Here is a 16,432-nt window from a genome sequence, read left to right on the forward strand (position 1 = left end):
GCATATAAATACGTCCGTATTGTTCTAATTCTTCTGAAAACTCAGTGATTAATTCAGCATGATGTTGCGGTTCAAAATAGCGTAATGCATTTTTTAATGCCAATTTTTTTTCTTCAGCCGAAAGAATTGCTTTTCGTTTTGGCGCGTGATTTATAGTTAAATCGTATATTTTTTTTGGAGGTAATATTGATGGGATTCCTTGTTGAATTTGTTCTTGGAAAGTCATTTTTTAAAGGTGCTTAGTTGCTAAGATTCTAAGTTGCTAAGGTATTTTAGCTAGATTAACAACGGATTAATTTTTTGTTCTTTAGATTATTGTCGACCTGCTGGGGCTCAAATTCTAATTGATAAATTCTATTTCTATAAATATTGAATCCTAACGAATTTATTTTTTTAGCCTTGTAAAGGCGTAATATTCATTGAAAACAATACGATTAGTTGGTAAAAGCTCCATAGAAGCGAAATACTATCAATGCAAATTCAATCTGAAATAATTATCTCATTTTCAAATTGACTCATTGACACATTTTCTAATTAAAAGCTAGGGATACCGGATATCCGACCTATGATAGGATTTGTGGATGGTAATCCTATATTTTTGTGAACAGATATCCATATTTTTATATTTAAAGGTTCAAGGATTTAAATGTTAGAAAGATTAATTAAAAAGAATTATCTTATTTTTTAATTGAGATATTTCCTAATTGTCTTATTTTAAAGATTCGGAAATTTAAAGATTTAAAAACTTGTTTCAAAATAATTTTGGACTTCTTACCATTTTAAACTTTTAGAATAATTTAAAAATAGCATTATCTAGTTTTTAAATTAGCACATTTTTAAAACAATCTTAATTTTTTTATCTCTCCAGTTTTCTTATCATAGCCATAAGGACAATGGCGACAGCCACTTTTACAACAATAGCCCCTTTTTAAATGGTGTTTTTCGGTAAAACATTTATATCCTTCGGGGGTGTAATAAAAATCTTCGCCTTCGATTAATTTATTTTCCTTATTTTGTTCATTCATAACCCTGAATTTGGTAAAAAGCTATTTTTATCTTTAATTTTAAGTAAATTCGGTTGATTATGTTTTTCTTTGTGTAGAAGTAATTTACTAGTACAAATTTATAATTTTTACAGCGAATGTTTTTGATTATTGCTAAATATTTAATTCCGAAAGGATATCGCGGGATGACTGTGTTTCCGTTTGTGTTGATGAAATACCCTTCGGATAAAAAAAATGAGGTTTTTATTAATCATGAAAAAATACATCTACGTCAACAAATAGAATTACTGATCTTGCCTTTTTTCTTTGGTATTTAATTGAATATGTAGTGCGTTTATTTCAATATAAAAATGCTGATTTGGCTTATCATAATATTAGTTTTGAAAGAGAAGCATATCAAAATGAAGCGAATATGAATTATTTAAAAAGCAGGCCTTTTTTTCGGTTTGTACAGTATTTAAATAACAAATAAAATAAAATTTTGAATCAAAAAATCCATACCGTTTTTCCAAACAATATTTCACTTACAATCAAAAGAGAAGATTTGATTCATCCTTTTATTTCTGGGAATAAGTATCGAAAGTTAAAGTATAATTTACTTCAAGCAAAAGCCGAAAAACAAGAAACGATACTCACTTTTGGAGGTGCTTTTTCTAATCATATTGCAGCTGTGGCTTATGCAGGAAAAGAAAGCGGATTTAAAACCATCGGAATTATTCGCGGAGAAGAGCTTATTGATAAGATAGAAAGCAATCCAACTTTAAAATTTGCTCAGGAAAACGGAATGCAATTTAAATTTGTTACTAGAGAGGACTACCGACTTAAATGCGAAATAGCTTTTCCTGGATAAGCTAAAACAACAATTTGGAGCATTTTATCTTGTACCAGAAGGAGGAACAAATGAGCTGGCAGTTCGAGGTTGTGAGGAGATTTTGACTCCCGAAGATGCCGAGTTTAATTATGTATGTTGTGCAGTGGGAACTGGAGGAACTATTTCAGGAATTAGTAATAGTGCGTTACCAAATCAAAAAGTTTTAGGGTTTCCAGCGTTAAAAGGGGATTTTTTAAAAGATGAAATTCGTATTTTTGAAAAGAATCATAATTGGGAACTCATTACTGATTACCATTTTGGCGGTTATGGCAAAGTGAATTCTGAGCTAATTGCCTTTATTAATCAGTTTTTTGATGAAAATCAAATCCCTTTGGATCCAATTTATACAGGAAAGATGGTTTTTGGCGTTATAGATTTAATAATGAAAAATTATTTCCCCAAAGAATCTAAAAATTCTGTTAATTCATACAGGAGGATTACAAGGAATAAAAGGAATGAATATGAAGCTGATGAATAAAAACTTACCAATAATTAAAAGCAATGTTTAAAAAAACACTCTTACTCTTACTAACGATAACTTTGATAGGCTGTAATGCAAGCAAACCTGCTATAGTAACAACCAAAAAGAAAGCTGCAACGACCCATAAGCAAAGAGTAGCAATACAGACCAAGAAAAAGCCCACTTATAACAAGCCATCAACGAACAATAGAACAGAGGTTATTGAGTCAACATCAAAAACGGTGGTTACTAATAGCCTAATTGGGGATTATATTTCTCAATATAAAGATATTGCAATGGGCAATATGAAAAGTTATGGGATTCCTGCAAGTATTATTTTGGCGCAAGGAATTTTAGAATCTGGTGCAGGTAGAGGAGATTTGGCACTTTCATCAAATAACCATTTCGGAATTAAATGTCATAAGGATTGGGTAGGCGAGAGTGTTCGTCATGATGATGATTCATTACAGGAGTGTTTTAGAAAATACAAAGACCCATCAGAATTGTTTCGTGATCATGCTTTGTTTTTGACTGGAAAGAAACGATATGCAGCATTGTTTACTTACGAAAAAGGAGATTATAAAGCTTGGGCAAAAGGATTAAGAGCTGCAGGATATGCTACAGATCCTAGATATCCTGAGAAATTAATTAGTTATATTGAGCGTTATGAATTGCATCAATATGATAATCAGGCTATGGGTAAAGACTATGTTGTAGTTGAAAAAACAACTACAGTTGTTGTTCCAAGAACTCCTAATGCAGCAAATAATACAAATAGCCTTGCTTCGTACGAAGTTCAGAAAGGAGATACATTGTATTCTATTTCAAAAAAATTCAACGTACTTGTTGATGATTTAAAGCAAAAAAACAATCTTGTCGATAATACCCTTTCTATCGGACAACGGTTAATTGTAAAGTAAAATTCTAATAAAGATAAAAGTCAAAATTAAAATGATATATCAAAGAAGCAGTCAGCTTTTTGCTGAAGCAGAAAAAGTAATTCCGGGTGGTGTAAATTCACCTGTAAGAGCATTTAAAGCAGTAGGAGGAACTCCAATTTTTGTAAAAAGCGCGCAAGGAGCTTATTTATTTGACGAAGATGGAAACAAATTGATAGATTATATCAATTCATGGGGGCCAATGGTATTAGGTCACGCATATGCTCCAGTTGTTGATGCTGTAATTGAGAAAGCAAAATTAGGAACATCTTTTGGGATGCCAACAGAATTGGAAACTCAAATCGCGGCTTTGGCGGTTTCGATGGTTCCAAATATTGATAAAATCCGTTTTGTAAATTCAGGTACTGAGGCTTGTATGAGTGCAATACGTTTGGCAAGAGGATTTACAAAAAGAGATAAAATTATAAAATTTGCAGGTTGTTACCACGGACATTCTGATTCATTCTTGATTCAAGCAGGAAGTGGAGCTGTTACTTTTGGAAGTCCAAATAGCCCAGGAGTTACAGAGGGAACAGCAAAAGATACTTTGCTTGCAAAATACAATGATCTAGAAAATGTAGCGACATTAATTAACGCGAACAAAAACGAAATTGCAGCTATTATCATTGAACCTGTAGCGGGAAATATGGGTTGTATTCCGCCAAATAAAGGATTCTTAGAAGGCTTACGCCAATTGTGTACAGAAAACGGAATTTTATTAATCTTTGATGAGGTTATGACTGGTTTTAGATTGGCACGTGGTGGCGTTCAGGAATTATTTAACATTAAAGCTGATATTGTAACTTTTGGAAAAGTTATAGGTGGTGGTTTACCTGTAGGAGCGTTTGCAGCTCGTGCAGAAATCATGAACTATTTAGCTCCAATAGGACCAGTTTATCAAGCAGGAACATTATCAGGTAATCCGTTGGCAATGGCAGCAGGATTAGCAATGTTACAAGCTTTAGATAATGATCGTGCTATCTTTACTCGTTTAGAGGAGAAAACGGCTTACCTAGAAGCTGGAATTGATAGAGTTCTTAAAGCTAATAATATAGTTTTTACGATTAATAGAGTTGGTTCTATGATTTCGGTACATTTTGATGCTGCTCCAGTTACTGATTTTAAAAGCGCTGCAAATGGAGATAACGAAACATTCAAGAAATTCTTCCACGGATTATTGAATGAAGGAGTTTATATCGCCCCTTCAGCATACGAAACATGGTTTATTACTGATGCATTGACGTACGAAGATTTAGATTTTACAATTCAAGCAATTGATAAAGTTTCTAAAACTTTCTAGTTTTATAATCTTAACATAAATAAATATTTAAGGTTTGACTTTTTAATTAAAGTCGGACCTTTTTTATTTTATGGATAAAATGATTTTGGTGAAAATAAAAAAAGTCGGAAGAAAACTCTTCCGACCATGATTAGCACAAAGCCTCTTTTTATTTATTAATTGCTTCTTCTCTCTTTCATTTTTTCTTTCATCTTCTCTTTGTTTTCTTCTCTCATTGCAGTCCATTTTTTGTATTGGTCAGCATTTAAGATTGATTTCATTTGAGTTTCAGTAGCTGTTTTTTCTTCCATCATCTCTTTTTTAAGAGCTGCTTTTTCTTCTGCAGTTGGTTTTACATTACTGTCTTTTCTTGCTTTACGCATTTCCATGTGTTTTTGCGCTTTGGCACTTCTGTCAGCTAGTAACTTTCCAACCTGAGTCTGTTGGTTGACATCTAGGTTTAATTCCGTAGTCAGTTTTTTTAATTGTTTCTCATTTCGTTGCTCAGGAGTCAATCTTTCTCTTTGTTGTTTAACAGGTTGAGTCGCGTCTTGAGCAAAGCTTACCATTCCAACGAACAATAAAGCAGCGATAAATAATTTTTTCATGATTTGTTTGTTTTAAAAGGTTATTGATATTAGACATTTATAAAATAAATAGGTTTAATGCACTTTTTTTAATTATAATTTATTTAACAGACGATAAAATAAATTTTGTTTCTTAAATTCGCATCGTGAAAAAAATGGTCTTCATATTGATTCTAGCTATTTTTCTAAAACCTGTATTTCCGGTTATAGAATATATTGTCAATTATGATTACATCTCGACTGTACTTTGCGAGAACAAGGCACAACCTGTTATGCAGTGTAACGGAAAGTGTCATTTAATGAAAGAATTGGCCAAAGCTGCTGATGCCGAAAAGCCTTCTTCATCTGATAAAAAAAATACCCTTCTGGATAAAGTCGATTTAATGTTTGAGTCGACAAATGCATTCGTATTACAATTTTATCCAAACAATACTAAATCAAAAATCAATGCGGCTTATGCTAATTTGTATTCGTATCTTAATGCTGATTTGTTTTTTCATCCGCCTGCACGTATTTCTTAAATTTTAATTAAAAACACTTTTGTGTCTTGCTATTTCATTTGACTACTGTTATTTGAGATAAGCTTACGCATACATTATTTTAAATATCTATTAAGAATATACAACTCAAAAATGAAAAAAATATTATATAAAGTAGTAGCTATTTTGGCTATAACTGTTGCTGTATCAGCATGTTCAAGTGATAATGATGAAACTGTTTCAGGAACTGGTAAAATCGGATTAAAATTTGATAACTCATTCGGATCAAACGATTTGATTCTAGAGACGCAAGGAAATAAAACTTCTAATAATGAGGTTTTAAAAATTACCAACGTTAAATACATCGTAAGTAATGTTGTTTTAACTAAAAGTGACGGAACGTTGTTTACATACCCAAAGGCAAAAAGTTATTTTATTGCTGACGAAGCTAGTGATGCTGGTTACAAATTTATATTAACAGATATTCCTGCGGGAGATTATACAAAAGTAAAATTTGGAATAGGAGTAGATAAAGAACAATGGCAATTGGGTGCCTCTGGGCAAGGTGATTTTCTTGCACAAGCTCAGGCTGCTGGAATGTTATGGAACTGGACTGCAGGATATAAATTTCTTGCTTTCGAGGGTAATTTTACTTCTGAAACAGTAACAACTGCACTTCCTTTTATGATTCATACAGGACAAACAGGAACTGATTATAATTATACAGAAGTAACATTGGATTTCCCAACTAAAGCTTTGGTAAGAACAAATATTCAGCCAGATGTACATATTATAACCGATTTGTCTAAAATTCTTGACGGACCTAACAAAATCAAGCTTTCAGATTACAATAAGGGTGGCATGGGCGCTATGATTATGGGTGGAGCAGCTTTACCTTTAATTACTGCCAATGTAGCAACAATGTTTAGAGTAGATCACGTACACAACGATTAATTTCATTTTTAGGAGCACAAAAGTTGTTTTTTCATAGAGAACTTGTCTTGATAGTTATCGGGGCTAGAAATGAGCTTTTGTGCTTCTTTTAAAATTTAGAAACCATGAGAATAAAATATTTTCTTTGGGTCATGATTCCGTTGTTATATAGTTGTAGTAAGGAGGATGATGAATATATAAATGTGCCTTTAGATTTTAAAGTGCCATCTAATTTCCCAGCTTTAACTTATGATATAACTGCAAATCCACCAACTGTAAAAGGATTTGAACTTGGTAAAAAACTTTTTTATGATGGGCGTTTGGCTTCTGATGGAATTGTTTCCTGTGGTTTTTGTCATATACAGGAAAACGCATTTACACATCATGGGCATACAGTGAGTCATGGAGTTGGGGATGCACTAGGAATCCGAAATGCGCCACCAATACAGAATCTGGCTTACCAAGCAACTTTTATGTACGATGGAGTAACTAATCATTTAGACTTGCAAGCTATAATTCCGTTAACGAGTGAAATCGAAATGAATGGTAATTTAAATGCTATTCTCGAAATGATGCGAGGTGATAAAACCTATCGGACTTTGTTTGGACAAGCTTTTACTGATGGTGCAATTACTACCGAGAATATGCTAAAAGCACTTTCGCAATTTATGGTGATGGTTACTTCTTCTAATTCGCGTTTTGATAAATACCGCCGTAATGAAACAGGAGGAACGCTTACAGCCGATGAGTTGGCAGGATATGCATTGTTTAATTCTAAATGTGCTTCATGTCATGCAACTGATTTAATGACCGATGATTCGTTTCGAAACAATGGTTTGGCAGTAAATCCTAGGGTAAATGATGTGGGACGTTATAAGGTTACTGAATTGGTTAGTGATTATTATAAGTTTAAAGTGCAGAGTTTACGAAATGTAGAAGTTTCGGCTCCCTATATGCACGACGGACGTTTTGGAACGCTGGAAGCAGTTCTGGATCATTATGCCAGCGGAATTGAGGCTTCACCAACTTTAGACCCGATCCTAAAGCAGAATGGAAAACTGGGTATTCAACTTTCGGAAATGGATAAAAAACAAATTATCGCTTTCTTAAAAACATTAACCGATCATCAATTTTTAACAGATAGACGGTTCTCGGAGTTTTAAAATTCTTCTATCAGGGTTTTAAAAAACTTGTTAGGATATAATATAATAAAAATTGGAGTTTTAGCCCCGATTGTAGTGTAAAGCCTTTTGAGAAAAGCCCTTATTTTCTTGGGTTTGCAAAGTGACCAACGGAAACTTTGCAAACGTATAGAAAAATGGGGTTTTAAGAAAAGCTTGCAACGGAAAGCGGGACCGATAATTATCGGGAAGCTCCTAAAAAAAAATAATAAAATGAAAAAAATAATAGTTTTAAGTTTGGTTTTAGTTTGCAATTTTACTTTTGCTACAATTGCAAAAGATAGTATTTCGAGCTTTACATTTCAGCGTTTGGCAATGATGGAAGACTTTGATTGTGATGCTTGTGGCTGTTCTGCAAGTGGTGGGAGTATGGGATTTAGCTCGATGTTAAATACTAATTTTGTTGGAGTACGTTATTTCAATCAGAGCTATACGAGTCGCGATGGTATTTTTGCTAATTCTCCCTCGATAGATGAAAATTTTAATACGGTTCAGGCTTGGGCAAGAATTCCTGTTAGTAAGAGAGTTCAGATTTCGGCATTGGTTCCGTATCATTTTCATAATCGACAATTAACCACAGGAACTGAAAGTATTTCGGGATTGGGAGATATTTCGGTAATGGCACTTTATACAGTGTTTGAAACGCAAAAAGACAGTACTGTTTTTACACATAAAGTTGAATTTGGAGGTGGAGTAAAAATGCCAACTGGAAGGTTTAATGAGGCGAATAATGCAGGGAGTGTAAACAAAAGTTTTCAGTTAGGAACAGGAAGCTGGGACTATTTGCTGGTTTCTGAATATGTAATTAAGAGAAAGAATCTGGGGTTAAACACTATGTTGAACTACGTTATAAAAACTGAAAATGAGCAGAAATACCAATACGGAAATCAATTTAATTATTCGGGGACTTTCTTTTATTTGTTTGATTTACCTTCAGTACAATTAGTTCCACAATTAGGTTTTGCAGGTGAAGTTTATGCTACAAACAAGCAACATGGATTAGACTTGCCAAATACAGCAGGAGATATTCTTTTTGGGAAATTTGGATTAGAGGTTGGGAAAGACAAATTTTCGGTTGGTGTAAACGGTATGCTTCCTATTAATCAAAATTTATCTAGTGGTGCTATGGAAGCTAATTATCGTTGGAGTGTAAATCTGAATTATACTTTATAGATAGAATTCAGGATAGGTTTATTTTGTACGATTTATAGCTTATTTTTACTAGGTTTTATTTGTAGATATGAAATTAAGAAAAATAACTGTTGAAGATAATGTTTATCTGTACGGAATGAAGGGAAGTATTGATTTTTCTTCGAGAGAAAGTACATTGACGATAAAAATATTTCTAAAAGATTATAAGCAAACTCCATTAAGGGTAGATTTTGTAACTTGGGATGATCCAATAATTGGACATCCTTTAAATTTTGGATTTCCACTTTTTAAGGTGTTAACTGACGAAAAGGAAGTTGTTAATTTGAATAGACCAAAATACATTAGAGAATGTATTTTGTATGGTTTGGAAAAAGGATGGAATGGGAAAAATAAATTGGAACCACTTGATGGATTAGGAATATTAAGTAATCTGGGTTATGATGTTTCTATTTTAATCATTAAAAAAGAGGATAGCACTAAATAAGCGAAGACTCCTATATCAATACGTTTAAAAACTTGTGGATATGGGAGTTTTTTTATGCGTGATAGTTAAGGGAAATATATGTTATTATGATGTTTAGTAAGAATAGGTTTTTAAATTTGTGTAGCGATTAAACAAATTATAATAGATAGAAGTAAGTAGAAAATGGAGTTTAATAAGAAAAGTAAAAACAGGGTTCTTAAAGCTGTTAATGGAGAAATGACTTATAAGAAATTAACTGCACCTGAGTTGCATCAGTTTGTTCAACATTGGAATTATGATGATGGTATTGAGCCTTTTAATTGGATCGTAAAGCAAAAGATTTGTGATAAAGGTACCGCTCTTTGTTTGTATTGGTTTCTTCAGCCTGATTATTTCTGTAAGTTTAAAAATGAAAATGAAATAAAAGAGGATGTAAACTATGAAACGTATAAGTTAATAAAAGAAATTGAGCAGCGATACTGTAACGGTTTTTATGAGGATGAAAATTTCTCTTTCAATCCTAAAGATGAATTTCTTGATGAAAATTCTAATACGAGATGTATTCCTAAAGAAATGCTTGAGAAATCAACAGGAACTATTTTTGAACGACAGAATATTGAATTTGCTTTTTTAAGAAAGCCAAATGAAAAAGAATTAAAAGCGATTGATGCTAAAATAAAAGATGCTATAAAAACGATTCAGGTTTCAAATTCTGATTTTATTTATGGTGAAATAGATATTGCAATTCAAGCAATAATAGAAAGTATTGAGTGCTGGAAAGGAAAAGAATTAGGAAAAATAAAAATTAATAATCTGTCTTATTTATGGATGGATTGTGTGCACAAACAGCACAATTGGGATTGGATTATCTGGGATTGGGAAACAGGAAATAATGTAGGTGTAACAAATGCTACAAAAGAACTGACTTGTCTAGCTGATACAATTATAAATCATACAATAGATGGATTTATGCCAAGTTCAATAATTGCCGATTTATATAAAGATCTAGGAGGAGTAACTAATTTTTATGATTTAAAAAGAGATCCGTATAGTGGTATTGGATTGTTATTTAGTACTGATCATATGAGTTTTAGAGATTTATAAACAGCGTTTTTATTTGTGGATTTAAAAGAAAGAAATATATGGAATCAATTATTGCGGAGAGAATAAAGAAAGCTTTTTTAACTGAGTTTCCAGTAGAATCACTAAGACAACTTGCAATCGATTTGAATAAAGAGGGGATTAGCAAGGAAATTATCTTAAAAGAATTTTATGAGTTTGATGCTTTTTTGATAGAGGAGGAAAGAGATAGTAAAGTTGATATTCTTGAAGATGTAATAGACATGATGACAGGTTATTTTGTAGGCATGAATTTAGATTTAAAATAATCTGATAAAAGTATTTTGCCTGGAGGGTAAATAATAAAGGAAAATACAGTTGAACTTTATACGAATTTCACTTTTAAATAACGCCATAGATATTGGAAATGCTTAATTTTACAGTCCAATTTTAATAAATATAATATGTTTCAGAGTAAAAATTTGTGGTTTGTAGTTTTAGTTTCGTTCATTTTTAACTTTGGTTTTGCCCAAGAAAATGAATATTTATTAAAGTTTAAAACCGCTAAAGAACTACAAAAGTTTTTAAAATATTCTAAAAAGACAATTCCATTGGTGAGTGCACATAGAGGAGGACCAACAGTTGGGTTTCCTGAAAATTGTACACAAACATTTGCCAATGCAATAAAATATAATCCTACAATCGTAGAAACTGATATTGCTTTTAGTAAGGATTCGGTTTTAGTGATGATGCATGATAATACGCTAGACAGAACAACAACAGGAACAGGTGTAATCGAAGGATATACTTATAAAGAATTGCAACAGCTTTTTTAAAAGATACAGAAGGAAAAGTGACGCCATATAAAATTCAAACTTTAGATGAAATCTTGCAATGGGGTAAAGACAAAGTAATTTATAACTTGGATATTAAAAAGGGAGTTCCAATGCAAATGATTATTGATGCAGTAAGAAGAAATAAAGCCGAGGCCTATTCAGTAATTATTACTTATAATGCGACACAAGCAGCTGAGGCAGCTAAGCTGGCACCAGATTTGATGATATCAGTTTCGGCAAGAGGAAAAGAAGATATAGAACGTATGGAAGCATTAGGTGTTAAAGCCAATAAAATGATTGCATTTGCAGGTACTAAAGAACCAAAATCAGAAGTATATGAGTATTTACACAGCCGTAAAATTTCTTGTATTCTAGGAACAATGGGGAATCTTGATAAAAGTGCCGCCGCTAAAGGTGATGAATTGTATTATAATCTAGTTGCTAATGGAGCCGATGTACTTTCGACAGATCGTAATGTAGAGGCGGGTAAGCAACTAATGAAATATGCGACAGATAAAAAATTAAAGTCAAAACATATTGTTGTTAAGAAAATTAAATAATGAAAAAAGAGCTTCAATTAGACTGCACCCAAAAGTTTAGACAAATTAATAATTAAGTTTGAAAATAATGAGCTCGGTATTGTATCGGGCTCATTCCTTTTAGATTAAGTTTAATTCTGTCATTATTATAATAATTTATATACTCAACAATCTCTTGTTTCAATTGATTAATAGAACTGTATTTTTTAAGATAAAACAGTTCTGATTTTAATATTCCGAAGAAATTTTCAATAACCGCATTGTCAAGACAATTCCCTTTTCTGGACATACTTTGTTTAATTCCTTTTTTCTTTAATAAATAATGATATTGTTTCATTTGATACTGCCAGCCTTGGTCAGAATGCAGAGTTAAATTAGTATTATCTGGTATTTTTGCAAATGCTTTTTCAAGCATTGTTGAGATTTGATTAAACACTGGTCTTTGAGATAATTCATAGCTGATTATCTCTCCATTAAACAGATCAATTATCGGCGATAAGTACAGTTTATTGCCAGAAACATTAAATTCAGTCACATCGGTTGCCCATTTCTCATTAGGTTTATCTGCCTTAAAATTACGTTGTAATATATTGGGAACTATTCTTCCCTGTTCACCTTTATATGATCTGTACTTCTTGATTCTGATTAAACTTTTTAATCCTAAAAATTTCATCAATCGAAGTACTGTTTTGTGATTAATTAAAATACCTTCTTTTTTGATTAATAGAGTAATACGTCTATATCCCAATCTACCCTTATGATAATTGTAAATCTTTTTAATTAATTCTTTTATCTCTTGATATTTATCGATTACCTGACCTTTTTTCATAGTAATAATACGTACTTCTAACCATGTTCATACAATTTAGTAAAAGATCTAAATCATACTTATGCCTTAATTCCATTATGGTTTGAGCTTTTTGTTTTGATTGGCTTGCTCGGCTTGAACTAAGGCGTTGAACTTTTTTAGAATTTCGTTCTCAGCGCGCAGATACTCTAACTCCTTTAAGAGCTCTTCTTCCCTGCTTAAAGGTTTATCTGTTTTTCGTTGTTTTCTCTTAAAATTCATAACTGCTGGTCTACCTCGTGATTTAAGTTCTAAACCTGCCAAGTAATCTTTCGCATATCTTCTTTGCCAGCTTATTATTGTGGACTGTGCTGGAATTTGGAAAATTAAGCAGGCTTCATCCAAAGATATAGACTTATTTTGAATGGTTTGTATCACTTTCAATTTAAAGTCTGCAGTATAAATTTTATTTTTTTGTCTTGGTAAAAGACCTTCTATTCCAAATTCATTATAACGACTAATCCAGCATGTAAGGTTACTCTCGGCTATGCTGTTTGCTTTGGCTGTGCCTTTAACCGAGTTATGTCTTTTTAAAACTTCCTCTACACAACGAAGTTTAAATTCATAATTGTATTTGACTTTTCTTTCCATAAAAATGCCCCCAAATAGTGTCTAACTTTTTGGGGGCAGTTCAAATTGAAGCTCTTTTTTTTGCTGCCTGTAAAATTACTTTGCGATTAATTGCTTAATTTTAATGAATAAAGAATTCTAATTTTAAAGAAATAGACATATGGATTTAGATAGAGTAGCAGGTATGAATAAAATAACATTTTTCTCGGCTCAGCCATATGATAAAACTTTTTTTAATAAGCATAATTGTGAGTTCGGATTTGATTTGGAGTTTTTTGAAACACAACTTAATAAGCATACCGTAAATTTAATTCAGAGCTCAAATATTATCTGTGTTTTTGTAAATGATATTGTCGATGAACTTGTAATTAAACAATTGGCAGAAAAAGGGGTGAAGATTATTGCTTTACGTTGCGCTGGATTTAATAATGTTAATCTGGAAGCAGCAAAGAAATACGGGATTCAGGTATGCAGAGTTCCGGCTTATTCTCCTGAAGCTGTTGCAGAGCATGCAATGGCAATGATTCTTACACTTAATCGCAAAACCCATAAAGCGTATAACAGAGTTCGTGAGCAGAATTTTTCTTTGAATGGATTGTTGGGATTTGATTTGAATGGTAAAACAATAGGTATAATAGGAACTGGTAATATAGGCAAAGCTTTCTCTAAAATAGGCAAAGGTTTTGGTTGTAAAATTCTTGCTTATGATATTACTATAAGTCCCGAAATGGAAAAAGAAGGCGTTGTATTTGCCGATTTGGATACTGTTTTTAAAGAAAGTGATATTATCTCATTGCATTGTCCATTAAACGAAAAAACAAAGCATATCGTAAATAAAGATTCGCTTAGGCAAATGAAAAACAGTGTTATGATAATTAATACTAGCCGTGGTGGACTAATAGAAACAGCTAGTGTTATAGAAGCGCTAAAAGATGGGAAGGTAGGATATTTGGGTATTGATGTGTACGAACAGGAAGAAAAATTATTTTTTAGAGATCTTTCAGAAGATATTATAAAAGATGATGCAATCCAGCGATTAATGAGTTTTCCAAATGTATTGGTGACTGCACATCAGGCATTTTTTACAAACGAAGCCTTAACCCAAATTGCACTTGTAACCTATAATAATATTAAAGAATTACTAATAAAAAAAGAAATCCAAAATAAATTAGCTTTGTTGGTGTAGAGTGGATTTACTAGGATGTAGTATGATTTATTTTTGTAAATTTAACGGTTATAAAAAAATAATAAAAACATGAAAAAGACAATTTTAATAGGCTTAGCAATAGTTAGTTTGTACTCTTGCCAGAAAAAAGAAACTACTACAGATACTGCAAATGGAGTTGAATCAACAGCTATTGACTCAACAGTAACAGCGGAAACCGATAGCGACTCAATAGCAGTAAATAATAAAAAAGCAATAGCAGATCCTAAAATTATCGATTTGATTCGCAAGCAATTAACTACAGTCTTGTTGAATAAGGATTTGGGAGCAATGACAAAAGAAGATCGTTTTTTTTACTACGATGCCTTTGATTTAAATAATGATGGAAAAGACGAGTACATTATAGGTTTTTCTAATCCTTATTTTTGTGGTACAGGGGGGTGTTCAGGTTTTGTTTTAAACAACGATGGAAGCTTGTTGAATAAGTTTACAGTGACTGATTTTCCTATTTTTGTTGGACCAGGGACTTCAGAGAAATTCCGAGATCTTATAGTAAGCAGTAAAGGGATTTTGTATAATGTAAAAATGAAAAACGGAAAGTACCCTTCTAATCCTTCAGTTCAGGAAAAATGGAAAGGTGACGTTCCTGCAGAATCTCCTGAAATTTTAGATATAGATAATAAAAAATACGAGAAGATTTCTTTTTAAAGGAAGATTAAACAAAGAAAAGAGCTTCAATTGAAGCTCTTTTTTTATATCTTTTATTCTCGGAAATGTTATTGTAATTAGGTTGGTTTTTCTTGTTTTGTTAGCCATTCTAAATCTTCTTGTGATATGACTCTACCGTATTTTAAATCTTCCTCACTTTCTTTTAGTACATCTATTTCATATTGTTCTAATTGGTATGTTTCAGAAGTGTCTAGACTTTTTAGAAGGCTTATTATTTTTTCAAGTAGGCTTATCTTCGATGTTTTTTAACTTGTCAAATATTTCTAGAGTACCCATAGTAGTATCATTTTGATTAATCAAAGGTATATGAATTTAATAAACAACCCCGACAGATTTTAAATCCGTCGGGGTTGTGTTTTTATATTAAAGAACGAATTACTCAACCAATTCGACAAATTTAAATTCGCCTTCAACGGCAACTTTAGTTAAGCCGTGTTTTGATAAATTTTTCATTGCAGTGTCCCATTTTTTACCACTTAAATTAGCCGTAACTTTTAGTTGAGCGAGATTCATTTTGTTTTCGTTTTCTTTAAGGAAGTGAACAATTGCTTTCTCCTCATCAGACAATTCAATAGATTGTTTTTTCTCTGGACGCATTTGTGGGAACAATAATACTTCTTGGATAGATGCATTATTGGTTAAGTACATAATCAAACGATCCATTCCGATACCCATACCAGATGTTGGAGGCATACCGTATTCTAGTGCTCTTAAGAAATCTTCGTCGATAATACCATTCGCTTCATCATCACCTTTTTCAGACAAACGCATTTGATCTTCAAAACGCTCACGTTGGTCAATAGGGTCATTTAATTCAGAATAAGCATTTGCTATTTCTTTACCACAAACCATTAATTCAAAACGTTCTGTAAGTTCTGGATTATCACGGTGCTCTTTACATAAAGGAGACATTTCTTTAGGGTAATCGGTGATGAAAGTTGGCTGAATGTAATTTCCTTCGCATTTTGCTCCAAAAATTTCATCGATTAATTTTCCTTTCCCCATTGTTTTATCTACTTCAATTCCCATTCCTCTGGCAGCATCAAACAACTCTTCTTCTGTTTTACCAGAAATGTCAAAACCTGTAAAATGTTTGATAGAATCAGTCATTGTAACACGAGCATAAGGTGCTTTAAAGTTTATTTGGTGTTCGCCAAAAGTAACTTCGCTAGTACCGTTTACTGCAATAGCACAATGCTCAAGCAAACCTTCAGCAAATTCCATCATCCAATTATAGTCTTTGTAGGCTACATATATTTCCATAGCGGTAAATTCCGGATTATGCGTTCTATCCATTCCTTCATTTCTAAAGTTTTTAGAGAACTCATAAAGACATGCTT

Annotated in this window: 16 protein-coding genes and 4 pseudogenes; 15 read left to right on the plus strand and 5 right to left on the minus strand. The window is 32.3% G+C overall.

Going from position 1 to position 16,432, the window contains the following annotated elements; all coding sequences use genetic code 11:
- Both AC1RYN_RS14150 and AC1RYN_RS14155 read right to left on the minus strand, forming a co-directional pair.
- Nucleotides 1–226, minus strand: a pseudogene (locus tag AC1RYN_RS14150) (urocanate hydratase); the annotation flags it as partial.
- Nucleotides 227–836: 610 nt separating this feature from the next.
- Nucleotides 837–1,025: a C1orf53 family protein gene (locus AC1RYN_RS14155; RefSeq protein WP_481807473.1), complete on the minus strand. Its 189-nt coding sequence runs from the start codon at nt 1,023–1,025 to the stop codon at nt 837–839.
- A 116-nt stretch (nt 1,026–1,141) separates the two neighbouring features.
- On the opposite strand from AC1RYN_RS14155, the pseudogene AC1RYN_RS14160 reads away from it, so the two are divergent.
- The 4 genes and pseudogenes from AC1RYN_RS14160 to hemL all read left to right on the plus strand — a co-directional run bounded on the left by AC1RYN_RS14160 (nt 1,142) and on the right by hemL (nt 4,573).
- Nucleotides 1,142–1,476, plus strand: a pseudogene (locus AC1RYN_RS14160) (hypothetical protein).
- Between the two features lie 9 nt (nt 1,477–1,485).
- Nucleotides 1,486–2,384: pseudogene (locus AC1RYN_RS14165) on the plus strand (1-aminocyclopropane-1-carboxylate deaminase/D-cysteine desulfhydrase).
- Nucleotides 2,377–3,255: a glucosaminidase domain-containing protein gene (locus tag AC1RYN_RS14170; protein ID WP_481807474.1), complete on the plus strand. Its 879-nt coding sequence runs from the start codon at nt 2,377–2,379 to the stop codon at nt 3,253–3,255. Before AC1RYN_RS14165 ends, AC1RYN_RS14170 begins: the two are co-directional and overlap by 8 nt.
- 31 nt (nt 3,256–3,286) lie before the next feature.
- A complete protein-coding gene (hemL, locus tag AC1RYN_RS14175) occupies nt 3,287–4,573 on the plus strand; it encodes a glutamate-1-semialdehyde 2,1-aminomutase (protein WP_481807475.1) in 1,287 nt (428 codons plus the stop codon).
- Between the two features lie 155 nt (nt 4,574–4,728).
- On the opposite strand, the gene AC1RYN_RS14180 is transcribed toward hemL, so the two are convergent.
- Entirely contained in the window at nt 4,729–5,160 is a 432-nt protein-coding gene (locus tag AC1RYN_RS14180) for a hypothetical protein (protein ID WP_481807476.1), read from the minus strand.
- Between the two features lie 134 nt (nt 5,161–5,294).
- Between AC1RYN_RS14180 and AC1RYN_RS14185 the strand changes: the two genes are divergently transcribed.
- The 9 genes from AC1RYN_RS14185 to AC1RYN_RS14225 all read left to right on the plus strand — a co-directional run bounded on the left by AC1RYN_RS14185 (nt 5,295) and on the right by AC1RYN_RS14225 (nt 11,802).
- Nucleotides 5,295–5,660 carry a hypothetical protein gene (locus AC1RYN_RS14185; RefSeq protein WP_481807477.1) on the plus strand — a complete coding sequence of 122 codons (366 nt, stop codon included), beginning with the start codon at nt 5,295–5,297 and terminating at the stop codon, nt 5,658–5,660.
- Nucleotides 5,661–5,771: 111 nt separating this feature from the next.
- A complete protein-coding gene (locus AC1RYN_RS14190; RefSeq protein ID WP_481807478.1) occupies nt 5,772–6,572 on the plus strand; it encodes an MbnP family protein in 801 nt (266 codons plus the stop codon).
- 104 nt (nt 6,573–6,676) lie between these two features.
- Nucleotides 6,677–7,714 (plus strand): cytochrome-c peroxidase, encoded by a 1,038-nt coding sequence (locus AC1RYN_RS14195; protein ID WP_481807479.1) that lies wholly within the window; start codon nt 6,677–6,679, stop codon nt 7,712–7,714.
- A 231-nt stretch (nt 7,715–7,945) separates the two neighbouring features.
- A complete protein-coding gene (locus AC1RYN_RS14200) occupies nt 7,946–8,905 on the plus strand; it encodes a transporter family protein (protein ID WP_481807480.1) in 960 nt (319 codons plus the stop codon).
- A 67-nt stretch (nt 8,906–8,972) separates the two neighbouring features.
- On the plus strand, nt 8,973–9,368 hold the full coding sequence (locus tag AC1RYN_RS14205; RefSeq protein ID WP_481807481.1) for a hypothetical protein: 396 nt from the start codon (nt 8,973–8,975) through the stop codon (nt 9,366–9,368).
- A gap of 162 nt (nt 9,369–9,530) precedes the next feature.
- A complete protein-coding gene (locus AC1RYN_RS14210) occupies nt 9,531–10,451 on the plus strand; it encodes a DUF4274 domain-containing protein (protein ID WP_481807482.1) in 921 nt (306 codons plus the stop codon).
- 38 nt (nt 10,452–10,489) lie between these two features.
- Nucleotides 10,490–10,735, plus strand: coding sequence for a hypothetical protein (locus AC1RYN_RS14215; protein ID WP_481807483.1), 246 nt, complete (start codon nt 10,490–10,492; stop codon nt 10,733–10,735).
- A gap of 135 nt (nt 10,736–10,870) precedes the next feature.
- Nucleotides 10,871–11,242 (plus strand): glycerophosphodiester phosphodiesterase family protein, encoded by a 372-nt coding sequence (locus tag AC1RYN_RS14220; protein ID WP_481807484.1) that lies wholly within the window; start codon nt 10,871–10,873, stop codon nt 11,240–11,242.
- Between the two features lie 17 nt (nt 11,243–11,259).
- Complete coding sequence (locus tag AC1RYN_RS14225; protein WP_481807485.1) at nt 11,260–11,802, plus strand: hypothetical protein; 543 nt, start codon at nt 11,260–11,262, stop codon at nt 11,800–11,802.
- 52 nt (nt 11,803–11,854) lie between these two features.
- Here the strand turns inward: AC1RYN_RS14225 and AC1RYN_RS14230 are convergent.
- Nucleotides 11,855–13,219 (minus strand): annotated as a pseudogene (locus AC1RYN_RS14230) (IS3 family transposase).
- Nucleotides 13,220–13,358: 139 nt separating this feature from the next.
- On the opposite strand from AC1RYN_RS14230, the gene AC1RYN_RS14235 reads away from it, so the two are divergent.
- Nucleotides 13,359–14,384, plus strand: coding sequence for a 2-hydroxyacid dehydrogenase (locus AC1RYN_RS14235; RefSeq protein ID WP_481807486.1), 1,026 nt, complete (start codon nt 13,359–13,361; stop codon nt 14,382–14,384).
- Between the two features lie 69 nt (nt 14,385–14,453).
- Entirely contained in the window at nt 14,454–15,071 is a 618-nt protein-coding gene (locus tag AC1RYN_RS14240; protein WP_481807487.1) for a hypothetical protein, read from the plus strand.
- 396 nt (nt 15,072–15,467) lie between these two features.
- Here AC1RYN_RS14240 and AC1RYN_RS14245 read toward each other — a convergent pair.
- Nucleotides 15,468–16,432, minus strand: a 965-nt coding sequence (locus AC1RYN_RS14245; protein ID WP_481807488.1) for an amino acid--tRNA ligase-related protein, incomplete at its 5' end; no start/stop codon positions are given.

Source organism: Flavobacterium sp. TC780, assembly GCF_056783245.1.